The 21,115-nt window shown below is 67.2% G+C and carries 23 protein-coding genes; 10 read left to right on the top strand and 13 right to left on the bottom strand.

Going from position 1 to position 21,115, the window contains the following annotated elements; genetic code table 11:
* The first annotated feature begins 5 nt into the window (after positions 1 to 5).
* Entirely contained in the window at positions 6 to 665 is a 660-nt protein-coding gene (locus ACQP2T_RS12030) for an ATP-binding protein (RefSeq protein ID WP_433516218.1), read from the top strand.
* A gap of 64 nt (positions 666 to 729) precedes the next feature.
* Complete coding sequence (locus ACQP2T_RS12025; RefSeq protein WP_433519760.1) at positions 730 to 990, top strand: FadR/GntR family transcriptional regulator; 261 nt, start codon at positions 730 to 732, stop codon at positions 988 to 990.
* Positions 991 to 1,002: 12 nt separating this feature from the next.
* On the opposite strand, the gene ACQP2T_RS12020 is transcribed toward ACQP2T_RS12025, so the two are convergent.
* The gene (locus ACQP2T_RS12020) at positions 1,003 to 1,647 is read right to left on the bottom strand and encodes an HD domain-containing protein (protein WP_433516217.1); all 645 of its coding nucleotides are present in this window, start codon (positions 1,645 to 1,647) and stop codon (positions 1,003 to 1,005) included.
* A 71-nt stretch (positions 1,648 to 1,718) separates the two neighbouring features.
* Between ACQP2T_RS12020 and ACQP2T_RS12015 the strand changes: the two genes are divergently transcribed.
* The 3 genes from ACQP2T_RS12015 (at position 1,719) to ACQP2T_RS12005 (ending at position 4,732) form a co-directional block, all read left to right on the top strand.
* Positions 1,719 to 2,297 (top strand): TetR/AcrR family transcriptional regulator, encoded by a 579-nt coding sequence (locus ACQP2T_RS12015; protein WP_433516216.1) that lies wholly within the window; start codon positions 1,719 to 1,721, stop codon positions 2,295 to 2,297.
* Entirely contained in the window at positions 2,294 to 3,454 is a 1,161-nt protein-coding gene (locus ACQP2T_RS12010) for an FAD-dependent monooxygenase (protein ID WP_433516215.1), read from the top strand. Before ACQP2T_RS12015 ends, ACQP2T_RS12010 begins: the two co-directional genes overlap by 4 nt.
* 72 nt (positions 3,455 to 3,526) lie before the next feature.
* Positions 3,527 to 4,732 (top strand): amidohydrolase family protein, encoded by a 1,206-nt coding sequence (locus ACQP2T_RS12005; protein ID WP_433516214.1) that lies wholly within the window; start codon positions 3,527 to 3,529, stop codon positions 4,730 to 4,732.
* A gap of 106 nt (positions 4,733 to 4,838) precedes the next feature.
* Here the strand turns inward: ACQP2T_RS12005 and ACQP2T_RS12000 are convergent, their stop codons facing one another.
* On the bottom strand, positions 4,839 to 5,288 hold the full coding sequence (locus ACQP2T_RS12000) for a hypothetical protein (RefSeq protein ID WP_433516213.1): 450 nt from the start codon (positions 5,286 to 5,288) through the stop codon (positions 4,839 to 4,841).
* 137 nt (positions 5,289 to 5,425) lie between these two features.
* On the opposite strand from ACQP2T_RS12000, the gene ACQP2T_RS11995 reads away from it, so the two are divergent.
* The gene (locus ACQP2T_RS11995; RefSeq protein ID WP_433516212.1) at positions 5,426 to 5,941 is read left to right on the top strand and encodes an IS607 family transposase; all 516 of its coding nucleotides are present in this window, start codon (positions 5,426 to 5,428) and stop codon (positions 5,939 to 5,941) included.
* On the top strand, positions 5,938 to 7,428 hold the full coding sequence (gene tnpB / locus ACQP2T_RS11990; RefSeq protein WP_433516211.1) for an IS607 family element RNA-guided endonuclease TnpB: 1,491 nt from the start codon (positions 5,938 to 5,940) through the stop codon (positions 7,426 to 7,428). The genes ACQP2T_RS11995 and tnpB overlap by 4 nt, the downstream gene beginning before the upstream one ends.
* A 49-nt stretch (positions 7,429 to 7,477) precedes the next feature.
* Here tnpB and ACQP2T_RS11985 read toward each other — a convergent pair whose 3' ends face one another.
* Positions 7,478 to 8,113 (bottom strand): DUF433 domain-containing protein, encoded by a 636-nt coding sequence (locus ACQP2T_RS11985; RefSeq protein ID WP_433516210.1) that lies wholly within the window; start codon positions 8,111 to 8,113, stop codon positions 7,478 to 7,480.
* A 197-nt stretch (positions 8,114 to 8,310) separates the two neighbouring features.
* Between ACQP2T_RS11985 and ACQP2T_RS11980 the strand changes: the two genes are divergently transcribed.
* Positions 8,311 to 8,892 (top strand): NADAR family protein, encoded by a 582-nt coding sequence (locus tag ACQP2T_RS11980; RefSeq protein WP_433516209.1) that lies wholly within the window; start codon positions 8,311 to 8,313, stop codon positions 8,890 to 8,892.
* 68 nt (positions 8,893 to 8,960) lie between these two features.
* Here ACQP2T_RS11980 and ACQP2T_RS11975 read toward each other — a convergent pair whose 3' ends face one another.
* The 7 genes from ACQP2T_RS11975 to ACQP2T_RS11945 form a co-directional block, all read right to left on the bottom strand.
* Complete coding sequence (locus ACQP2T_RS11975; protein ID WP_433516208.1) at positions 8,961 to 10,268, bottom strand: ImmA/IrrE family metallo-endopeptidase; 1,308 nt, start codon at positions 10,266 to 10,268, stop codon at positions 8,961 to 8,963.
* Positions 10,265 to 10,675 carry a hypothetical protein gene (locus ACQP2T_RS11970; protein WP_433516207.1) on the bottom strand — a complete coding sequence of 137 codons (411 nt, stop codon included), beginning with the start codon at positions 10,673 to 10,675 and terminating at the stop codon, positions 10,265 to 10,267. Before ACQP2T_RS11970 ends, ACQP2T_RS11975 begins: the two co-directional genes overlap by 4 nt.
* Before the next feature lie 274 nt (positions 10,676 to 10,949).
* Positions 10,950 to 12,149: an ADP-dependent glucokinase/phosphofructokinase gene (locus ACQP2T_RS11965; protein WP_433516206.1), complete on the bottom strand. Its 1,200-nt coding sequence runs from the start codon at positions 12,147 to 12,149 to the stop codon at positions 10,950 to 10,952.
* A gap of 1 nt (position 12,150) precedes the next feature.
* Positions 12,151 to 13,011 carry a ketose-bisphosphate aldolase gene (locus tag ACQP2T_RS11960; protein ID WP_433516205.1) on the bottom strand — a complete coding sequence of 287 codons (861 nt, stop codon included), beginning with the start codon at positions 13,009 to 13,011 and terminating at the stop codon, positions 12,151 to 12,153.
* Between the two features lie 56 nt (positions 13,012 to 13,067).
* A complete protein-coding gene (locus ACQP2T_RS11955) occupies positions 13,068 to 13,910 on the bottom strand; it encodes a carbohydrate ABC transporter permease (RefSeq protein WP_433516204.1) in 843 nt (280 codons plus the stop codon).
* A 6-nt stretch (positions 13,911 to 13,916) separates the two neighbouring features.
* Positions 13,917 to 14,720, bottom strand: a complete 804-nt coding sequence (locus ACQP2T_RS11950; RefSeq protein ID WP_433516203.1) for a carbohydrate ABC transporter permease — start codon at positions 14,718 to 14,720, stop codon at positions 13,917 to 13,919.
* A gap of 220 nt (positions 14,721 to 14,940) precedes the next feature.
* Positions 14,941 to 16,245 (bottom strand): ABC transporter substrate-binding protein, encoded by a 1,305-nt coding sequence (locus tag ACQP2T_RS11945; RefSeq protein ID WP_433516202.1) that lies wholly within the window; start codon positions 16,243 to 16,245, stop codon positions 14,941 to 14,943.
* Positions 16,246 to 16,543: 298 nt separating this feature from the next.
* Here ACQP2T_RS11945 and ACQP2T_RS11940 point away from each other — a divergent pair, with 298 nt between their 5' ends.
* Positions 16,544 to 17,392, top strand: coding sequence for a DeoR/GlpR family DNA-binding transcription regulator (locus tag ACQP2T_RS11940; RefSeq protein ID WP_433516201.1), 849 nt, complete (start codon positions 16,544 to 16,546; stop codon positions 17,390 to 17,392).
* A gap of 51 nt (positions 17,393 to 17,443) precedes the next feature.
* Here the strand turns inward: ACQP2T_RS11940 and ACQP2T_RS11935 are convergent, their stop codons facing one another.
* From ACQP2T_RS11935 to ACQP2T_RS11925, 3 genes are all read right to left on the bottom strand, one after another.
* The gene (locus ACQP2T_RS11935) at positions 17,444 to 17,707 is read right to left on the bottom strand and encodes an acyl carrier protein (RefSeq protein ID WP_433516200.1); all 264 of its coding nucleotides are present in this window, start codon (positions 17,705 to 17,707) and stop codon (positions 17,444 to 17,446) included.
* 84 nt (positions 17,708 to 17,791) lie between these two features.
* Positions 17,792 to 18,994, bottom strand: coding sequence for a beta-ketoacyl synthase N-terminal-like domain-containing protein (locus ACQP2T_RS11930; protein WP_433516199.1), 1,203 nt, complete (start codon positions 18,992 to 18,994; stop codon positions 17,792 to 17,794).
* The gene (locus ACQP2T_RS11925) at positions 18,991 to 20,253 is read right to left on the bottom strand and encodes a beta-ketoacyl-[acyl-carrier-protein] synthase family protein (RefSeq protein WP_433516198.1); all 1,263 of its coding nucleotides are present in this window, start codon (positions 20,251 to 20,253) and stop codon (positions 18,991 to 18,993) included. Before ACQP2T_RS11925 ends, ACQP2T_RS11930 begins: the two co-directional genes overlap by 4 nt.
* 165 nt (positions 20,254 to 20,418) lie before the next feature.
* Between ACQP2T_RS11925 and ACQP2T_RS11920 the strand changes: the two genes are divergently transcribed.
* Complete coding sequence (locus tag ACQP2T_RS11920) at positions 20,419 to 21,099, top strand: cyclase family protein (protein ID WP_433516197.1); 681 nt, start codon at positions 20,419 to 20,421, stop codon at positions 21,097 to 21,099.
* Positions 21,100 to 21,115: the final 16 nt, after the last annotated feature.

Here is a 21,115-nt window from a genome sequence, read left to right as displayed (position 1 = left end):
TCCCGATGACCGCGCCCCTCACTTTGCCGTCCGCCCGGTCGTCCGCGATGACGGGCAGACGCATGATCTCCCGGCCGCCGCCCGGCGACCCGGACCCCGACAAGGAAGGCAACATGCACACGACCACGAGCGCCTCGGCGAAGGAATGGCGGGCGTCGGCTCCTCCCAGGGTGCTCCGCTACACCTTTCCGGGTGTGCCCGAGCAGGTCCGCAAGGCACGCAAGCTGGTGGAGAAGCTGTTCACTGGTACCGGCCGCGAGGATGACGCGGGCCTGGTGATCGATGAGCTCGCGAACAACTCGGTGCTCTACACGCGTTCGGGTCAGCCGGGCGGTTGGTTCGGTGTGGAGCTGGCCTTCGGCACCCTGGTGCGGGTCGGGGTCGCTGACCTCGGCGGGGCCGGGTGGCTGATCGGAGCACCCTCCCCCTGCTCGCACCAGCCGACCCCGGACGACGACCTCATCGATCTCGGGGGCCCAGCCGGGCTGGAGGGGCTGGCCGGGGTGGCGCTCGGCGGCCGCGGGCTGGCGATCGTCGCCGAGCTCGCGGTCACTACCGGTGCGTACGGGAGTGAGGCGCTCGGCCATTTCGTGTGGGCTGACCTCGCCCTCCCCGAACCCGCGAAGGAGCCGTCCGGGGAGGTGATGCGGCTGCTGGTGTCTTAGGGGAGGCCCAGCCTGGGCTTAACAGGCTGGCCCTCCTTGAGGGCAAGGATAGGGGCAGGGTCTCATCGCCTTCCCGGACCGGCTCTTCCACGACCTGCTCTACCGCCCGCTCGGCAACCCGCTGGTCAGCCAGCTGCTCGGGGCGTTCTGGGACGTCTACCACCAGCTGCGCGACCAACTCGGCACGCCCGACGAGCCCCCGGCCGACGTGGCCAAGCGGCACCGCGACATCTACACGGCCGTACAGGCCGGTGACAAGACCGCGGCGGTCTTCGCCCACTTCGACGGCGTCCGCAACCGGCTGGCCCGCCTGCACAGCCGCTAATCCTTGCGTCGGCTACTCAGAGGATTCGAAGGCCCGCCAGTCGTCCCGCCAAGCAGCGAACCAGCGGGCGAACCACGGTGACGTCGCCGCCAGCGGCAGGATGTGCTCCACCGTCTCCCGGTGGTATCGCCGCTGGAAGTCCACCGGCACCCGGTGCAGCTCCTGCACGTTGCTCACCCGGTCTGCCAGCTTGACCAGCACGGCCTGCGGCGGCGCTGCCGCCAGCCCCCGCAGGTAGGCCGCCTTCACCGCCGCCTTCGCCGCCGCCCTGTCCTGCCCGGTGGCGGCCACGCCCGGCTTGTCCTGTGGGGCGGCCACCGCGGGCTTGGTCACCCAGGCGACCAGCTCGGCGACGTGCTCTCCGAACCGCTCGGCGATCTCCGCGCGGGTGCACGGGGTGTCCTCGACCACGTCGTGCAGCACGATCGCCACCAGCACGTCCGGGTCGCGCACCCCCGCCCCACGCACCGCGACCTCCAACGCCTCCAGCAGATGCTCCAGGTAGGGCACGCCGGTCGGCCGCAACTGATCCCCGTGCCGCTGTTCGGCGAAGGCCACGGCCTCCTCCAGCACCGCGACCGTCTCCCCCGGCAGCGCCGCGGCCAGCGGTTGCTCGGCGTCCCGCCAGGATTTCCAGCTCGTGAAGATCTCCGTCATGCCTCGGATGCTATCCTTTGGTCAAACGCCTTGGTCGATCGCCCAGGGCGTACGTCCAAACGGAGGAATCCATGCCCGGACCCAAGTCGGCGGACCAGGGCCGCGAGGTGCGCGGGCGGTTGCTGCGCGTGGCCGCGGAGCTGATCGCCGAGCGCGGCTGGTCGGCGGTGAGCACGCGGATGCTCGCCGAGCGCGCCGGCGTGACGCCCGGACTGGTGCACTACCACTTCTCCTCGGTGCACTCGCTGCTCACAGAGGCCGCCATCGGCACCATGCGGGGCCTGGTCGAGGGGGTGGGCCCGCTGCTGGAGCAGGCCGGCACGGCGGAGGAAGCACTGGACCTCATGCTCGCCACGCTGGACGAGCACGACGGCCGCGACCCCATGTCGCTGCTGTTCACCGAGACGTACTTGGCGGCCACCCGCGACGAGACGCTGCGCCGGTCGCTGGCCGAGGTGATCACCGCCTTCCGCGACCGGCTGGCCTCGCGGCTGGCCGCCCAGGGCGTGGCGGCGCCGGACCAGACGGCGGCGGTGGTCGCCGCCGCCATCGACGGCCTCATGCTGCACCGGGCTTTCACTCCCGGACTGACCGCCCCGGCCGTCGCCCCCGTACTCAGACGACTTCTCGACAGAAGGGAACTCACATGAAAGCCGTGATCTGCGGTGCCGGCATCGGCGGGCTGGCTCTGGCCCAGCGCCTCGACACCATCGGCTGGGACGTGGTGGTGCTGGAGCGGTCCCCCGCCCCCCGTACCCAGGGCTACATGATCGACTTCTTCGGCCCCGGATTCGACGCCGCGGAGGCCATGGGCGTACTGCCCCGTCTCCATGAGGTGGGCTACACAGTGACGGAGATGACGTACCGCGACGACGAGGGCCGCCGCCGCGCCGGACTCGGCTTCGACCAGTTCGCCAAGGTCGTGGACGGCCGCCTGATCAGCATCATGCGGCCCGACCTCGAACGATCCCTGCGCGAATATCTCTCCGACCGCGTCGACCTGCGCTACGGCGCCGCGCTCACCGGCGTCGAGAACCACCCGGACGGCGTCCGGGTGACCGTCAACGGCGACACGCTGGAGGCCGACCTCCTGGTGGGCGCCGACGGCATCCACTCGACGGTCCGCGGCCTGGTGTTCAGCGAGGAGCGCGATTTCCTGCGCCACCTCGGCTTCCACACGGCCGCCTGGATCTTCACCGACCCGGAGTTCCGGGCCGAGGTGGCCGGGGGGTTGACGCTGACCGACACGATGACCAGGCAACTCGGCTTCTACGCCCTGCGCGGCGACCAGGTCGCCGTCTTCGCCGTCCACCGCACGGACGAGCGCACCCTGCCCGCCGACCCCCGTGAGCGGGTCCGCCAGGAGTACGCGTCACTGGGCTGGCTCGCCCCTCGCGCGCTGGCCGCCTGCCCGCCCGCGGCGCAGATGTACTACGACCAGGTCGCCCAGGTGGAGCTGCCGCAGTGGAGCCGCGACCGGGTGACGCTCATCGGCGACGCCTGCCAGGCGGTGTCGGTGGTGGCCGGTCAGGGCGCCTCACTCGCGATCGCGGGCGCCTACATCCTCGCCGACCGCCTCTCGGCGGAGCCGTCGATCGAGTCCGCCCTGGCCGAGTACGAACGGGTGCTGCGCCCGGTGGTGGCGGAAAAGCAGGAGGTGGGGCGCAAGGGTGTCCGCTGGTTCGTGCCGGAGACGCGCTGGGACCTGCTGGCCCGCAGAGCCGCCCTCCACCTGGCCCGTCTGCCGCTTCTCGACCGCTTTGTGATGGCAGCGGTGGCGGGGAAGCAGAGCGCCATCATCTCCTAGACATCGGATAGTTCGACGTCTTACTATCCTCTATCAAGATAGTTTGACATCGAATCTGATTTCTGGAGAGCCATGCGTACTCTCATCAACAACGTCCGCGTGTTCGACGGCGAGCGGACCGTCTCCGGCGCCGACGTGCTGATCGACGGCGACCGCATCGGCGAGCCGGGCGGCCCCGCCGACATCGTGCTCGACGGCACCGGGAAGACCCTGCTCCCCGGCCTGATCGACGCGCACGCGCACGTCTTCGAGGGCGACCTCGCCGAGGCGCTGCGGTTCGGCGTCACCACCGAGCTCGACCTGAACAACCTGCCGCCCCTGCTGGCCGAACAGCGCCGGCAGGCCGCCGAGCGCGATGACGTCGCCGACCTGCGCAGCTCCAGCGTCATCGCCACCGCGCCCGGCGGGCACCCGACCCAGATCATGACTCCCGACGTACTGAAGGCCCTGGGCGCGGACGCCACGATCGACACAGTCGCCGACTCCGGCCAGGCCAAGGCGTTCGTGGAGGCCCGGCTGGCGGAGGGCGCCGACTACCTGAAGATCGCGATCGACGACGGCTCCTCGGGCGGCACGCGGCTGCCCGTGCTCAGCCCGGAGCTCGCCGCCGACCTGGTCGAGGCCGCGCACGCCGCCGGGCTCAAGGCCATCGCGCACACGGTCACCGCGCGGGAAGCGATCATCGCCCTGGACGCGGGCGTCGACGGGCTGGCGCACCTCTTCGCCGACACCGATCACGCCATGGTCGAGGAGGTCGCCGCCCGGATCGCCGCGTACGACGCGTTCACCATCAGCACGATCACGTACATCGAGGCCGTCACCGGCGATCCCGGCGGCACGGAGCTCCTGCGGGACGAGCGGGTCGCCTCCCGGATGTCAGAGCGATCGAAGGCCACCTTGAACCGGGAGTTCAGCGACATTCCCCTGCATTCCGCAGGCGCGGCCAACGCCTCGCACGCCGCCCTGGCCCTCTTCCGGGCCGGAGTCCCCCTGCTGGCGGGCACCGACTGCACGCCCTTCGGCCCTCCACACGGCGCCGGCCTGCACCACGAGTTGCTGACGCTCACCGGGGCCGGACTGACGGCCGAGCAGGCGCTCGCGGCGGCCACCAGCGTCCCGGCCCGCTGCTTCGGACTCGCCGACCGCGGCCGGATCGCCCCGGGCCTCCGCGCCGACCTGCTGCTCGTCGACGGCGACCCGACCCGCGACATCACCGCCACACGCGCCATCGCCGACGTGTGGCGCCGCGGGGTGCGGCAGTCTCAAACTCCGGCCTGACCGCCCGGCCACTTCGCGCGGTCGGGGATCAGGAGCTCTGGGCCGTCGAAGCGAGGCATGGGCCGCACTCCAAAGCCGTCAGCTTGCTGCGCCGGGACAGCGTCCGTTACCCGTCCGTAGGCCAGAACTTTGGTGGGGAAATCACTGGGTCGACCAGAAGCAAGCGGCTTGCCGCCGTCGGGTCGACTCCACGAAAAGTGATCAACCGCTGGCCATCACTTTCCGCCAACAAGGCCAGCGCACTGGGAAGCCCAGCGGTGACCGTCGCGATCGCAATGCCCATCCCGACCAGTCCGGGATGCTTGTGCGGGTATTCGATCCGATGCAGCTTGGCGGCGGCGATGGCCGCCACCTCTCGTGGACGCTGCATCCGCCGACCGTCGTTGGTCAAAATGACATCGAACCCCTCGGCGGCCGCCCGCGGGTAGAGACTCTCATCACGCGTTCCCGACCAACCCTCAAGATCGAGCAGATGAGTAATCTCATGGTTCAGAATGAACGCGCCGAGAACCTGGTGGAGGGGTTTGGGGACATTCTCATCCAGCAGCAGCCGCACGCGGTTCCCCGGGGGTTGGTATCTGCTCCGTGAAGCATAGTCATTCATAGCTTTCTGTAGTCGTATATACTCGGAGCGTGAAGCTTTCGGAGTGGGCGCGTCGACAGGGCGTCAGCTACCAGACCGCTTGGCGGTGAGTGAAGAACGGCACGATGCCGGTCCCCGCCCGCCAGGCTCCGTCCGGTACCTGGCTCGTTGACGACGCGCCTGCCGCGGCGCGGGGCCGGGTGGTCGCCTACTGCCGGGTGTCGTCCGCCGACCACAAGCCAGACCTCGACCGGCAGACGGCCCGTGTCGTTGAGGGCGCGAACCTCCTTGGCCTCGCGGTGGGTGAGGTCGTCAAGGAGATCGCCTCCGGGCTGAACGGTCCTCGGCGCAAGCTGCACCGGCTCCTGTCCGACCCGAAGGTCGAGGTGATCGTGGTGGAGCACCGCGACCGGCTGGCCCGCTTCGGAGTCCAGCACCTGGAAACCGCCCTGTCCGCCTCTGGGCGTCGCCTAGTCGTCCTCGATCCAAAGGAGAGCACCGACGACCTGGTGCGCGACATGACCGACGCGCTCACCTCGATGTGCGCCCGCCTGTATGGACAGCAGGCGGCGAGGAAGCGTGCCGAGCGTGCGGTGAAAGCAGCCACCAGCGAGGACGCCGGGTGAGCGAGACGGCCGAACACGCACCGGAGAAGCCGGAGAAGAAGCGGCGCACGTTCGAGCCGCAGCCGGGTTTCGTTGTGCAGGCCTACCGGTTCGCCCTGGACCCGAACAGCATCCAGGAGCAAGCGCTTCGATCGCACTGCGGTGCCGCCCGTGCCGCGTTCAACTGGGCCGTGTCGTGGGTTCGTGCGTCGTGGTCCCAGCGGGCCGCCGAACAGACCTACGGGATCGGCGCCGATGAGCTGACCGAGTGGCGGCCGTGGTCGCTGCCGTCTCTCCGCAAAGCGTTCAACACGGTCAAGCACACTGATCCGCGGTTCGCCGACTGGTGGAGCGAGAACTCCAAGGAGGCCTACAACACGGGCCTGGCCGACGCGGCGGCGGCGTTCGATAACTACGCCAAGTCGAAAAACGGCAAGCGTGCCGGCCGCCGGATGGGCAAGCCCCGGCGCAAGTCCAAGCACAAGGCCAGGCCGGCCTGCCGGTTCACCACCGGCACGATCCGCCTGGAGCCCGACCGCAGGCATGTGACCCTGCCCCGGCTCGGCACGATCCGTACCCACGAGTCCACCCGCAAACTCCAGCGCCGCATCGGTAACGGCAGCGCCCGCATCCTGTCGGCCACCGTCCGGCACGAGCGGGGCCGGTGGCTGGTGTCCTTCCAGGTCGAGGTCAAGCGCGAGACACCACGCGTGACGCGGCCCGATGCCGCTGTGGGCGTTGACCTCGGTGTGAAGCACCTGGCGGTGACGGCCGACAGTCTGGGCGAGATCCGCTACGAGCCGAACCCGGCCCACTACGACATCGCGCTGAAGACTCTCAAGCGCCTGTCCCGTCGCGTCTCCCGCCGCCAGGGCCCGGACCGGCGCACCGGGCAGGCACCGTCGAAGCGGTGGCGCCGCGCCAATGAGCAGCGCAACAAGGTGCACCACCGGGTCGCGAACCTTCGCGCCGACGCCCTGCACAAGCTGACCACCCGCATCACCAGCGAGTACGGCACGGTGGTCGTCGAAGACCTCAACGTCGCCGGGATGCTCAAGAACCGTCGTCTGGCACGGAAGATCGCCGACGCCGGGTTCGGGGAGATCCGGCGCCAGCTCACCTACAAGAGCGGCTGGAACAACGCACGCACCGTGGTCGCGGGCCGCTGGTTTCCCTCCTCCAAGACCTGCTCGGGCTGCGGCGCGGTGAAAGCCAAGCTGCCGCTGCACGTCCGAGTCTTCACCTGCGGCGCCTGCGACCTGGTCATAGACCGGGACGAGAACGCGGCCCGCAACCTCGCCGCCCTCGCGGCGGACCGCACCACTGGTACCGGAGTGGCCGGAGACCAGGGCGCGCCAGCGCCGAAACCTCGTGGAGCCGACCAGAAGACCCGCGCCACCACCCGCAGCCACAAGGCCACGGGTGGGCGGGCAGGTGGCGTGATCCCGCAGCAGCGGAAGGAAACGAGAGACCGTCAACAAGACACCGAGCCCCCAACGCTCCGGTGACACCGTTACGGACCCTCCGGACGGAAACGCCCGGACTGCTGATACCTGACTATGGGATTAGCAACGGTTCATAGCTGTCGACGTAGTCGGCGAAGTCGACCGCGTCGAGCGCCGCTGAGGCGGTCACGCTGGGAAAGTAATCGGAGATCCGCTCGACTGGAACGCCGTCCCGCAGCAATGCGGCGACCTCGTCGTAGGGCACGCGAGTGCCTTCGATCACCGGTATTCCGCCCCTGACGGCAGGATCCACGGTGACGTGATCACGTGGTTGAAGGAGATCCGGGATATGGCGGCCATCGCGGTAGAACGGCCGCAACACATCGATGAGTTCGTGTATGACGACGTTTGCCGTGCGATGCACCAGATCAGTCGCCTGACCGGGTTCCACAAGATAGATGGTCGAGCCATCGGCCACCAACTGATAGGCCGACAAGTGCTCACGCTCCCGCAGATCGGCACGGAGTGTGTCCAGAGCCCGCCGGATCTTCTGCAGGGAGGCGTCGTTACGCAGCTTCATGCAGGTCCGCAACGCCACCACGTCGCGAAACGAGTAGAGAATCGGCCGGGTTTCGGAGATTTCTGGGACGAGCACAGCTCCCCGGCCAGCGCTGGCCTTACGCCAGTGCACAAGCTGGCGAAGCGTGGCACCCGACAACGCCGCTGCGAGCTTAGGGCTGTAGGACATCGGCTTCACCTCCCGTGTTCCGATCGAGAGCTCACCCTTCCCGAGTCATCATCGCAAACATCCCCTCGATCCATGCGGTAAAGCCCCGTCAACAGATCACGATCTTCCCCGGGCTTTTCAGACGCCCCAAGGAAAGCGTCCGCACGCGGCACACCTCGGCCGTTGGCGGATCCGCGCGGCTGTGGGACGGTGTGGGCGTGTCCGACGAACTCCCCCGCATCGCGCTTCCCCAGACCGTGGCCGAGGCGATCGCCGCCGAGCAGGCGGGCCAGGTTCTGCGCTACCTCTTCTTCTGGGGCCACCAGCCGACCCGCGACGGCGGCGTCGGCCCCGGCTGCCTGTCCCAGTGGTGGCCGGTCACGTTCACCGAAGGCGGCCACACCTTCGCCTCTGCCGAGCACTACATGATGGCTCACAAGGCGTGGCTGTTCGACGACCATCAGACCGCCGCCGAGATCCTCGCCGCGGGTCATCCCGGCGAGGCCAAGAAACTCGGCCGGGGCGTGCGCGATTTCGAGGAGGACGTCTGGAACGCCCACCGCTTCGACATCGTGGTCCGCGGCAACCTCGCCAAATTCGCCCAGCACCCCGAGCTGGCCGGCTTCCTGCTCGGCACCCGGAACCGGGTCCTGGTCGAGGCCAGCCCCTATGACCGGATCTGGGGCATCGGCCTGACCGCGAACGACGAGCGCGCCGCCTCCCCGGCGACCTGGCAGGGCCTCAACCTGCTCGGTTTCGGCCTGATGTCCGTCCGGGACGCGCTCGCCGCGACTTCGTAACCACCGAACCTCGCCCGACCCCCGAAGACCTGCGCTGTGATGACGTCCGTCACCACACACGCGGCCGACTAAATCGGAAGCAGCTGATTGTCCAGTTGATGCTTGATCACCATCGGTGACACCTGGAAATGAGCGGCGATCCCATCGAGGTCGTCCTGAATCGCGATCTCAGGAGGGACGCTCAACAACTCACCGATGCCTTGCGCGGGCGCCAGCAGTTCGGCGGCGAAGGCTCGCTCGACCTTCTGACGTTCCGTGTAGGCGGTGGTGACCAGAAAGAGGGGCTCCGACTCCCACAAGTAGTGCCAGAGCGCTCGCGAGAGCGTGAACCGCCGGGAAGCTCCTGGTCGGCCAGGCTCGACGACCGCCAACGGGCCAGAGCCACCGGTTGATCCACCAACGGCCTGTAGCCCTCTGTCCGCTGTGGGCCGGTCGATGCTGTTCACATAGGTAGAGAGATCGAAGACATCCTGGTCGGCGAGTCCCAGAATCCGACGCACCACTCGTGCCTGATTCCAGCCTTTCTCCCACGACCAGTTCCCCGGCGCCGCCCGAGATCGCCGGAGCTCTTCGCGAAGCGTTCTCGCTGCTTCCGCTTCCGGCGCCTGTTCGATCTCAGCTCGTGCGCCGCGGATCCATTCCAGAGCCTGCCCGATGCGGGCAGGTTCCACCGCGTCCAGGAAGTCACCGAGAAGGTCCCCCCGCAATTCAGCCGCGGCTCTCATGATCAGTTGCTGGTACGGCTCGGCCTCGCTGTAAGGGTCGAGACCGAGGCGCGCGGCGGCCAGGCAGAATTCGACCTCATCAGGGTCGGCTCTCTGAATCTCCGCCCACTCTTTTTCCAGCGGCGTATCAGTGACCCCTTGCTCGGCCAGACGAGTAAGGACGGCGGAGATGACGGAGACGAGCTCGCGGTCGACGGAATCGCGGTCGACGAACGCCTCACCGTCCGCCAGGAACCTGATCGGCCTGCCTGATGTCGGGAATCGGTCGCGCTGCCAGATCAGCCGCTTGTGTTCCCCCTCGGGAATGAGCGCCAGGTTGGGCCAGAGGAAACCGTCTCCGATGCCGCGCAACGAATGCCGCCTGAACTGCCGGGAGTCGTAGTGCTCCAGGCCCCACAAATCCAAGCTCCGTGCCGGGCGCGCGTCCGCGCGCAGCAGCCACCAGTTGTAGGCAGCCCACTCCGCGAGCGGGTAAAGGGGGCAGTAGATCGACCGGCGCGAACTACCGGACTCCTGGTCCTCGACCAGCGTGACATGCTCGGCGCCGACAGCGATCTCGATCCGCGCCCAGGTGGCTCGATGCTCGGGCGCCTTGACCGACGGTGCGGCCTCCCACTCCCACCGAATAGCCAACTCCGGAACGGCATTCATTGGTCCTCGCCCTCGCCGACCTCGTAGAGCTTCTCCGGCCACTCACTGCGATCAAGCGGATATCCCTTGTACTGGCCCAGCTCCCGGTTCACCAACCTGGCCTCGTAGACGACATCATCCAATCGACGCCATGCGTACCGTGGAAAATCTCCTTCCCACGGCGCGCCGATGTTCCCGCACGCGATGGTCGTCTTCAGCCAATCCGTGATCTCCACCGGATCAGTGAACTTGGGATCGCATTTGCTGGCATCAGCCCGCAGCCTGGGCTGTCCCGCGAACGAGGGGTAGGACTTGTGCTCACCGCTGCCGACATAGGAGACCCGCTCTGCGAGTTCGTCCAGGCGGACGCCTTCCGGCGGTGTCACCAGGCTACGCGGAAGCGGACGACGGCGTTTGGGGGCACGCATCCACTCAGTATGGCCTCCGTCACTCTTCGTGTCAGGCCAGTTCGAAGTGGTCGCGTACAGCATGGTCATCACGTTAGTTCGCCCGGCTCACACTTCGGGCCCTGGCCCCTCCGGACAACGCCTCGATCACCGAAGACCATGGACAACGTACGGGCTGACCGCCGACGACGAGCGCGCCGCCTCCCCGGCGACCTGGCAGGGCCTCAACCTGCTCGGTTTCGGCCTGATGTCCGTACGGGACGCGCTCGCCGCGACTTCCTAACCGCAGGTCAGCTCATGTGCTTGACCGGCCCTGGGCGACCGCGGCCAGGAAACCGCCGACGAACGCGTCGCCGAGCCCGATGGTCGTGGGCGCGGCGACGTCAAGGTCGAAGCCGGGCAGGCAGCGAACGACCTCGCCCATCCGGTCTTCCAGAGCCGCGGCGAACTCCACCGACTCCGTGCGTCTTGGCCGGTTCCGCATGAGTTCGTACTGGTGCTCTGTGTACCCATCGCCGTGGGAGTAGCGGGTGCTGGCGATCACGATGCCCTCGTTCAGGGGCTCCGCGTACTCGCCGGCTCTCTCGCCGAACGCCGCCGACCAATACTTGGTGTGCACGACCAGGGTCGGCACGGGGATGAGAGCGCGCAGCGATTCGAGGGCGCGGGCCACCTCCGTCACGGAGAGCAGGTCGACGGCGTAGCCCAGGTGCAGTTGCAGCTCGTCTTCGTTCAGTCCGTAGACGTCGATGACTTCCAGAAGCGCGTCGCGGACCAATTGGCTGTGGCCCGGCTCGTGGAATCCGGCGTCCTCGTAATAGACGACCGCCTCGGCCGGCAGCTGTCGCATGTGGTTTCTCAGCGTGGACAGACGCCGGTCGAGTGTCTCCTGGTCCCGTATCGCGTTGAATCCCGAGATCAGAAAGACCCGTGCGTCGCGGAGCAACGAGCCCAGCTCATCACTCAGCAGCATGGACTCGTTCGCCGGGTCGTTGACGTAGATCAATCTGTTCGGGAACGGCGCCCGGATGTCGATGTCGCCCGCTCGAACCCGCAGGTCCTGGTCGTACTGCACGATCAGGTGCGGGTAGAGGGTGTCCTGGTCACCGCTGCAGATGTAGTCGCAGCTGGCCGGCAGCAGGCGGCGGACGATGTCGTTGAGGCTGACCAGGTGCAGGGTGGAGGGTACGCCGAGCCGGCTCATCTCCAGCGCCGCTCGGACGGAGGTGCCGCCCAGAGTCGTCCGTTTGGGGAACCTCCCCGCGAACGCGCTCAGGCATTCGGAGGAGGCGACGAAGTGCTCGCCTCCTCCGCCCTTTTTGAGGTAGGTGAGAATGGAGATGACCAGCTCGCGCTCGTCGGTCACGGTGACCGATGACGTCAGTTCGGCATTGTGGATCTCATACTCGCCGACCAGCCGCTCCAAGACCGCCGAGGACAGCTTGAGCTCGTAGTCGACGCATCCCCCCAAGCCCAGGACCACATGGCTGGCCATGTCAGTAGAGAGATGCCTTGCCGGTCGCTTCGAAGAGGTCGATCTTCTGCGCGGCCACGGCCTTCATCGCCTCGATGCACGGCGGCTGAATGGAGTTCGGCTCACGCAGGCTCTCATCGGCCAGGACTTCGCGCATCTTCATGTGGTACGCGAACTTGATGTCACTGGAGATGTTGATCTTGTTGATGCCGAGCTTGACCGATTCCGCGATCTCCTCGTCGGGGTTGCCCGAGCCGCCGTGCAGCACGAGGGGGATCCTGACCCGGTCCTTGATCTCCTTCAGCAGGTCGAGCTTGAGCTCCGGCTTCAGGTGCTTCGGGTAGATGCCGTGATAGGTGCCGATGGCCACGGCGAGGCTGTCCACCCCGGTCTCCCGTACGAAGGTCACGGCGTCCGCCGGGTCGGTGTAGATGATCGCGTCGCTGCCGTCCTCGGCCTCGTTGTCGGTCTTGCCGATCGTGCCCAGCTCCGCCTCGACCGACAGGCCGACCGCGTGCGCGGTCTCGGTGACCTTCTTGGACAGCGCGATGTTGTCCTCGAAGGACTTCATCGAGGCGTCGATCATCACCGAGGTGAAGCCGATCCGGATCGCGGTCAGCATCTCCTCATAGGTCGCACCGTGGTCCCAGTGAATCGCGATCGGCACGGACGAGCGATGGGCCCGCTGGGTGAACGCGGCGATCACGTCCACTCCGAGGTGCCGCACCTCGTCGGGATGGATCCCGATGATGAGCGGCGCGTTCTTCTCTTCGCTGATGTCCACGATGCCGTTGAACATGGCGTAGTCGCTGATGTTGAAGGCGGGCACCGCGAAGTTGTTCTCGTGCGCGGCGGCCAGGAGCACCTTGCCGGTCGTCAGCATTACTCTATTTCTCCTTTGAATATTGGTTGATTATGCCGCGGGACGGGCATGATGCGTCAGGTCTTGACGGCACCCGAGGTGAGGCCGCCGATGAATCGCCGCTGGAAGATGAGGAACAACAGGAGCACCGGAATGGATCCCAGAATGCTCATGGCCATCATCTGGTTCCACTCGTAGGAGTGCTGGCCCATCAACAGCTGGATGCCGATGGGGACGGTTCGCATGTCGTCGGTACGGGTGAGCGTCAGCGCGAACAGGTATTCGTTCCACGAGATCATGAAGGTGTAGACGCCCACGGCGACCAGCCCGGGAACCGAAATGGGCACCAGGATCCGCCAGAGAGCCGTCCAGCTCGACGCCCCGTCCACCTTGACGGATTCATCCAATTCCCGGGGCAGGGTATTGAAATAAGCGGTCATCATGATGATCGCATAGGGCAAGGTGAAGACCATGTGCGTGAGAATCAACCCCGCATAGGTATTATACAGGCCGAGTCCCACCACGAGACCAAAGTAGGGAATGACGAGTGTGATCGGCGGCACAGCCTGAACACTGACGATCACCACGTTGATGGATCGCTTCAACGGGAAGTCGTAGCGGCTGAATCCATATGCCGCGAGAATCGCCACGAACAATGTCAGCACCGTCACCGACAGCGCGACGATGTAACTGTTGATGAAGAACCGCAACTCGGCCGCGTCGCCCAGGATCTTCATGTAGGCGTCGAACGAGAAGTTGTCGGTGATCAGCCGTGGCGGGACCTGGAAGACTTCCCCATTGGTCTTGAACGACGTCGACAGCATCCACAGGACCGGCAGGCCGGCGAAGAGCGCGCCGACGATCAAGCCTGCGAGCACGGCGATCTTCGCGTAGAGGCGCCGCCTTTGACGGGTGAGCACGGGTGATCACCTCTCCTTTTGCAGGCGTACGTAGAAGACGGCCAGAATCATCGTGAGCAGCAGGACTATGACGGCGGCGGCGGACGCGGTGGCGAACTCGTAACTGCTGAAGGCCTGCTTGTAGGTATAGGTGCTGAGCATCTCGGTCACGTTCAGCGGGCCGCCACCGGTGGTCATCCAGATGAGGGCGAACTGCTGAGAGGTCCAGATGAGATCGAGCACCGCCATGCTCAGGAGCACCGGCTTCAGCTGGGGAAGCGTCACATTGCGGAACTTGCGGTAAGTGGTCGCGCCGTCCACGGAGGCCGCCTCGTACAGAACGGGCGAGATTCCCTGCAACCCGGCGAGGATGCTGATCATGAAGAAGGGGAAGCCGGCCCAGATGTTGATGAAGGTCAACGCCCAGAGCGCCATGTTCGGGTCGGAGAGCCAGCTCACTTCCGCGCGCAGCACGCCGATCGTCGTCAGGACGTAGTTGACCACCCCGGACGGGTCCAGCATGAGCCGCCAGATGACCGCGATCACGGCGACCGTGAACAGCCAGGGCAGGATGTAGACGATGCGGAAGATGGCCTTCGTCACTCCGCCCAGCAACGGCGTGTTGAGCATCGTCGCGAAGGCCAGCCCGAGGCCGAGGTGCGCGACGGTGCTCAGAGTGATGAAGATGAACGTGTTCTTCAGCGCGGCCAGGAAATTGGGATCGGTGAGCACCGTGGTGTAGTTGGCGAGACCGGCGAAGACCGGATTCTGCTCGACGATCACGTTGTCCTTGAACGAATAGCTGACCACCATCGCGATGGGGATGATCATCAGCACAAAGATCAATATCAACGTCGGCGAGAGATAGCCGTACGGGACAACACGCTGTACGGGGAAAGGCCGCGTACTTCTTCGTCGGCCCACAGGGGATTTCGATGCCGATGGTGCGGCTCCCGGGGAGGCCGCCGGATCGAGTTTCGCGGTGTCCATCGATGTCTCCTTGGTTCGGGGCCGCGCCGCACGGTCGGCGCGGCCCACGAAGTGCGGAAGGTCAGAGCACCGGCACCCAGGCCTGTTGCGCCTTGTTGAGGGTGTCGTCGATGCTCTGCTTGCCGGTGAGCAGGAGCTGCAGTTGCTCGTCGAAGCTGCGCATGAGGTCTTCGGCCTTCGGCAGGCCCACGAACTCGTTGGCGGGATAGCCCGCCTTGTAGATGTCGAAGGCCGTCTTGAACAGCGAGTCACTCTTGCTGAAGTCCGGCTCGGCCGTCTTGTTGCCGGGGAAGCCCTTCGCCAGCGTGCTCAGCTCCGCGTTCGCCTTCTTGTCCATCAAGAACTGGACCAGCTTGAACGCCTCGGCCTTGTGCTCCGAGGAGTCGGCGACGCCGATGCCCCAGGACGCGTACGGGATGCCGCGCTTACCGGTGTAGCCGTCCTGGGCCGGGATCGGCACCACCGTGAAGTTCAGCTTGGGATTGTTCTTCTTGATCAGCGTGATGTGAGCCAAGGAATCGATCATCATGCCGACCTGGCCGGTGGAGAACTTCTCCACCTTGTCCTGCTCCTTCATGGTGAGCGATCCGGGAGCGATGACGCCCGCGTCGTTCAGGCTCTTGACGTACTCAACGGTACTCTTGACGCCCTGGCCGGTCAGGTCGGGCTTGCCGTCCTTGGTGAGCATGCTGCCGCCCGATGCCCACAGCCATGACATCACGTCATTCTGAATGCCGTTGGGAACGGCGGTGTCGAGCGGCAGGGCCCAGCCCTTGACGTTGCCGCCGAGCGCGGTGATCTTCTTGGCCGCGTCCAGGAACTCCGTGCGTGTGCTCGGCGGCTTCTTGACCCCCGCCTTCTCGAGCAGATCGTTGTTGACGAACAGGGGGTAGACGAAGTTCACCACGGGGATCATGTAGGTCTTGCCCTTGACCTGGATCTGGCTGGCGAGCTGGCTTGAGTCGTACTTCGCATTCGCCATGAGCTCGGACATGTCGGCGATGGCACCCTGCTTGGCGAAGTCGCTCACCCACGCGCCATCGAGGCCCACGACATCAGGCAACGTCCTCGACGCCGCTCCGGAAACCAGCTGCTGCTTGGTGGACGCGTACGGAGCGCTCAGCAGCTTGACCTTGATGTTCGGGTTCTGGGCGGTGAATTCCGTCATGAGCTTGTCGAACGATCCCGCCGGTAGCTCCGGCGCCCACCACTGCGCGAACTCCAGCGTGACAGGGCCGCCGCTTGATCCCGCGCTGGTTCCCGAGTTGGAACCACATCCCACGGCCGTGGCGCTGAGCACCGCCACCGCCACCACCCCGAGTAGTCGCCGTGTCCGGCCCTGCAACCGGGTGCTGCCTCCGGTCATCGCGACCTCCTTGCTGTACAGGTGTTACCGCTCTTTGCCGGTTTCCGCCACATTAACAACGCGTGACGTCGCCTCACAAGACCTAGCAACAGCAAAGTTCCGCTAGAAACCGCACAGTTCGGCAAAGAAAAGGGAAGAGGCGCACAGTCACAGGTGGATCGCAGCGCCCAGGCCCGTGCGGTAAGCGGCATCTCGCCTGAGAGAAGCAGCACTATGCGGTAGTCTGCAGTTCTAGGACCTGTATCACCCCTCTGTTGCGTTGATCCATGACGCAACTACCGCAGAGATGGGAGGGTCAGTGACCCTTGACGAAGAGGATAGGCAGCGTCGTCTACCCGCAGGACGTAAAGCCCAACTGGCGGCATACGTCGCGGAGACCGGGCAGGTCACGGTCAGCGCGCTCGCGGAGCGCTTCGGCGTCTCCATCGACACGATCCGGCGGGACCTGGACCAGCTGAGCGCCGAAGGCGTCCTGGTCCGCACCTATGGCGGAGCGGTCAGTCAGTCGACCCTCTCCCGGGTCGACCGGGCCGTGGACGTCCGGCTCAAGATGGAGGAACGCGAGAAGGAGAAGATCGCGGTACTCGCCGGGTCGCTGGTGGAAGACGGGTCCATCGTCATGATCAATGGCGGTACGACCACTCTCGCCGTGGCCCGTAACCTGCGTAATCACCGAGACCTGACAGTGGTGACGAACAGCCTGCTCGTACCCCCGGCGCTGCCGTCCTCGGCGATCCGCGACGTGTACGTCGTCGGCGGCGCGGTCCGCCCTCTCACCCTGGCCACCATCGGCCCCGTCAGCTTCCGGGCGTCCGGCGGCAGCGAGCTGGACATCAGCTGCGATCTGGCGTTGATCGGGGTCGGCGCCGTTTCGGCGGCCGCCGGCTACACCACGAGCAACCTCGCCGAGGCGGCGATGATGCGAGAGATGATCTCTCGGGCGGCGCGCGTGGCGATACTGGCGGACTCCTCCAAGTTCGGTCGCCGGCTCTTCGCCCAGGTGGCCGAGCTCGGGGGCGCCGACTACCTGGTCACGGACTCCACCCCACCGCCTGACCTTCTGGAGGCGCTGAAGGAGAACGAGGTAGAGGTGATCACGCCGGAAACCCTCGAAGGCGCCCCCGAAGCCAATCAGGATCCCCAGTAGCCCACAAACACCACTGGCCGTTTCCCATGACGGGAGAACGGCCAGACTCGCTCAGCGGGACCCCGCGTCGAGGAGGGACTCGTTGACCATGTCGCGGAAGTCCGCGACGGTCGCCACGGTGGCCAGCCGGTCCTCCGGGATGGTCACACCGAACTCGAGCTCGACCTTGGTCGTCGCCGCGATCAACACCAGCGAGTCGAAGCCGAGATCACCCAGCGTGGTTCCCGGGTCGTCAGCGGCGAGGTCCGCACCACCGTCCTCCCCCGCCGCCTCGCACAGGATCCGGAGGACAGTCGATACGTCGATGCGGTCCATGGCGCTCCTCGTCTCTGAGTGTGGTCTGACCTGGTCAGTCTGGTCTCGTCAGTCGTCGTCTGAGTGGGATCTGGTCTGGTCTGGTCAGTCGTCGGACGCGGTCAGCACCAGGGCGGAGTGGAAACCCCCCGTGCCGCGGGCGAGGACCAGAGCGCTGCGCCCTGACCATTGCCGGGGCTCCGTGGTCACCAAGTCGATCCCGTAGGCCGGGTCCGGCGCGGTGACGCGTCCGGCAGGGGGCAGCACGCCATCGCGGAAGGCCAGCAGCGCCGCCACGACGTCCACCGGGCCGCCGCCGGAGAACAGCCGGCCCGTGCCGGCCTTCGGCGCCACGACGGGTACGGCGTGCGGCCCGAAGAGCTCGGCGATGGCCGTCGCCTCGGCCAGGTCCAGCGCGCGGGTGCCACCGGCGTCGGCGAACACCGCGTCGATGTCTTCAGGCCTGCGCCGCGCGTCGGCCAGGGCCAGTTGGGCGGCGCGGCGCAGGCCCGAGCCCGTGGCGCCCGGGTCGAACGCCGCGCCGTACCCGGTGACGCGCCCGTACCGCACCGGATGCCGGCGCTGGGGCGCCGCATCGGGTTCGAGCACAAGGATCGCTCCGCCCTCACCGGGCACGTAACCACACGCGTCGGCGCTGAAGGGAAGGTAGGCCCGGTCCGGCCGCGGCTCCCGGCTGATGTCCCGGTTGCCGAGATGGGAGGCATGGCCGTACGGGGAGCGCGAGCTCTCCATACCGCCGGTGATCACCACGGCCGCGCCGGAGCGCACCTGGCGCAACGCGTTCCCTATCGCGTCGAGCCCGCCCGCCTGCTCGCCGACGAAGACGCCGGCCGGGCCGCGCGTCGCGTTCCGGATGGAGATCTGGCCCGCGTTGACCGCGTAGAACCAGGCGAAGGACATGTAGGTGCTGACGTGCTTGGGGCCCTGCCGCCACAGCGACTGGAGCTGCCGCTGGCCGTACTCGAAACCGCCGAACGCGGCCGCGGTGCTGATCGACGCGCCGGCCAGGTCGTCGGGTGTGAGGCCCGCTTCGGCCACCGCCCAGTCGGTCGCCGCCAGGGCGAACTGGGTCATTCGGTCGGTCTGCGCGATCAGGCGGCCCGGCAGGTGAGCCGCGGCGTCGAACCCGTCCACCTCGCCGCCGAGCGGCGCCGGCCATCCGGTGGCGTCGAACCGGCCGATCCGACGGATGCCGAGGTGACCGGCGCGGGTGGCGGCCCAGTACGCGTCGGTTCCGAGCCCGGTGGGCGCGATCACACCCAGTCCGGTGATCAAGGCTCCGGTCACGGCCGCCCCCGCAGCACCATCGCGCTCTGGAACCCGCCGAAGCCGCTGCCCACCGTCATCACGGTACGCAGCGGGGCCTCTCGCGCGGTCAAGGGGACGTAGTCGAGATCCAGCTCAGGGTCGGGCTCGGTGAGGTTGGCGGTCGGCGGGATCGTGCCGTGCTCGATGGCCAGCGCGCTGGCGGCGATCTCGATGGTGCCGATCGCGCCGAGCGAGTGGCCGATCATCGACTTGACCGAGCTGATCGGCACGGAGTACGCGTGCTGACCCAGCGCGCGCTTGATCGCCGCGGTCTCGTGCCGGTCGTTCTGCTGGGTCGCGGTGCCGTGCGCGTTGAGGTAGTCGACCGCGTCCGGCGCGACGCCCGCCGTGGTCAGCGCGGCGTCCATCGCACCCGCGAGCTCGGCGCCGTCGGTACGCAGGCCGGTCATGTGATAGGCGTTGCACATCGCTCCGTAACCGGCGATCTCGGCGTAAATATGCGCCCCGCGTCGCCGGGCCGCTCCGTACTCTTCCAGAACGAGTACGGCGGCGCCCTCGGCGAGCACGAAGCCGCTGCGGTGCCGGTCGAAGGGACGCATCGCGTTGACCGGATCGTCGTTGCGGGGCGAGGTGGCCTTGATCGCGTCGAAGCAGGCGACGGTGATCGGCGAGATCGGCGCGTCGGTCCCGCCGGCCAGCATGATGTCGGCGCTGCCCTCGCGGATCAACCGCCAGGCGTGCCCCACGGAGTCGATGCCGGAGGTGCACCCGGCGGAGACGACGGTCGCCGGGCCCAGGGTGCCGAAGCGGGTGGCCACCTCCGCCGCGAACGAACTCGGGACGAAATAGTCGTACTGGTGCGGCACGACATAGCCGGGATCGACCTCCCATCGCCGGGCCTGGTCGCTGAGCACCACGTACTCGCTCTCCAGGCGCATGGTGCAGCCGACGGCCGTACCGATGCTCACTCCGGCGCGCTCGGCCGAGCCGTCGATGTCGACGCCGCTGTCGGCCACGGCCTCGTCACCGGCCACCAGGAGCAGCTGCGCCGCGCGATCGAGTCGCCTGATCTCCCGCGCGGTCAAGCCCTCCCGCGCCGGATCGAAGTCGCACTCGGCGGCGATCCTGGAGCGAAAGGCGCCGGCGTCGAAGAAACTGATCGGGCGAAATGCCGGGCGCCCGTCGACGAGCCGTTGCCAGAAGGCCTTGCGGCCGGGGGTACCCGGAGCCACAACGCCCATCCCGGTGATCACCACCCGGCGGTCTCGCGTACCCATCAATGCTTCTCCCCTGCCACGAATGCGGGTGCCTCGATGGACTCTGTCGCCGCCTCGTCGAGCGGATATCGGGCCGGAGAAGAACTTTCAGCCCCTACCGCGCCTTTATCGCCCTTCGACACCACGCTGCGACGGTGATCTCCGACCGACAGAGCGGAGAGCCAGATGCCGAACAACCGGACCATTGTCGACCTGAGCTTCTCGATCAGCCACGACATGCTCACCCACCCCTGGATGCCCAAGCCGCGCATCAGCGAGTTCATCAGCCGGGAGCAGTCCGCGGGGTTCCTCGCGCCCGGCGTCACGTTCGCCCTGACCACGGTGGAACTCTGCGGCAACACGGCCACGTACATCGACGCGCCGAGCCAGTTCCACGTCGACGCCGCCGACGTCGCGGGCCTGAGCCTGGAGCGCATGGTGGACGTCCCGATCACGGTGGTCCGGGTGTCCCCCGAGAAACTGCCGGACGGGCGATCGATCGGACCTGACGTGTTCGAGGGGCTCGAGCTGGCCGGCCAGGCCGTCCTGGTGAACACCGGTCATGACCGGCACTGGGGCACCGGCGGGTTCTTCAAGGACTCGCCGTTCCTGACGCAGGACGCGGTGAAGGCGTTGCTCGACGCCGGCCCCGGCATCGTCGGGATCGACAGCCAGAACATCGACAGCGGCACCGACAACAGCAAACCCGCGCAGAACCTCCTGCTCGGCGCGGACATCTACCTGCTGGAGAGCCTGACCCGGCTGGACCGGCTGCCGGACACCGGCGCCAGGCTGACCGTGCTGCCCGCGCCGATCGCGGGAGTCGGGAGCTACCCGGTCCGCGCCATCGCGGTCATCGACCGGTGATCGTGCAGCCCTCTCC

The sequence above is a fragment of the Nonomuraea sp. CA-143628 genome (assembly GCF_050942315.1).
In the GTDB taxonomy this organism is placed as follows: domain Bacteria; phylum Actinomycetota; class Actinomycetes; order Streptosporangiales; family Streptosporangiaceae; genus Nonomuraea.
The sequence above is the reverse complement of the archived record's forward strand: the minus strand, read 5'-3'. Positions and strand labels throughout refer to the sequence as shown.

Bases quoted from the DNA above. Each gene is read 5' to 3' on its own strand.
- ACQP2T_RS12030 (WP_433516218.1), top strand. From the start codon at position 6: ATGACCGCGCCCCTCACTTTGCCGTCCGCCCGGTCGTCCGCGATGACG.
- ACQP2T_RS12020 (WP_433516217.1), bottom strand. From the start codon at position 1,647: ATGACGGAGATCTTCACGAGCTGGAAATCCTGGCGGGACGCCGAGCAA.
- ACQP2T_RS12015 (WP_433516216.1), top strand. From the start codon at position 1,719: ATGCCCGGACCCAAGTCGGCGGACCAGGGCCGCGAGGTGCGCGGGCGG.
- ACQP2T_RS12010 (WP_433516215.1), top strand. From the start codon at position 2,294: ATGAAAGCCGTGATCTGCGGTGCCGGCATCGGCGGGCTGGCTCTGGCC.
- ACQP2T_RS12005 (WP_433516214.1), top strand. From the start codon at position 3,527: ATGCGTACTCTCATCAACAACGTCCGCGTGTTCGACGGCGAGCGGACC.
- ACQP2T_RS11985 (WP_433516210.1), bottom strand. From the start codon at position 8,113: ATGTCCTACAGCCCTAAGCTCGCAGCGGCGTTGTCGGGTGCCACGCTT.
- ACQP2T_RS11975 (WP_433516208.1), bottom strand. From the start codon at position 10,268: ATGAATGCCGTTCCGGAGTTGGCTATTCGGTGGGAGTGGGAGGCCGCA.
- ACQP2T_RS11970 (WP_433516207.1), bottom strand. From the start codon at position 10,675: ATGCGTGCCCCCAAACGCCGTCGTCCGCTTCCGCGTAGCCTGGTGACA.
- ACQP2T_RS11965 (WP_433516206.1), bottom strand. From the start codon at position 12,149: ATGGCCAGCCATGTGGTCCTGGGCTTGGGGGGATGCGTCGACTACGAG.
- ACQP2T_RS11960 (WP_433516205.1), bottom strand. From the start codon at position 13,011: ATGCTGACGACCGGCAAGGTGCTCCTGGCCGCCGCGCACGAGAACAAC.
- ACQP2T_RS11950 (WP_433516203.1), bottom strand. From the start codon at position 14,720: ATGATCATCCCCATCGCGATGGTGGTCAGCTATTCGTTCAAGGACAAC.
- ACQP2T_RS11945 (WP_433516202.1), bottom strand. From the start codon at position 16,245: ATGACCGGAGGCAGCACCCGGTTGCAGGGCCGGACACGGCGACTACTC.
- ACQP2T_RS11935 (WP_433516200.1), bottom strand. From the start codon at position 17,707: ATGGACCGCATCGACGTATCGACTGTCCTCCGGATCCTGTGCGAGGCG.
- ACQP2T_RS11925 (WP_433516198.1), bottom strand. From the start codon at position 20,253: ATGGGTACGCGAGACCGCCGGGTGGTGATCACCGGGATGGGCGTTGTG.
- ACQP2T_RS11920 (WP_433516197.1), top strand. From the start codon at position 20,419: ATGCCGAACAACCGGACCATTGTCGACCTGAGCTTCTCGATCAGCCAC.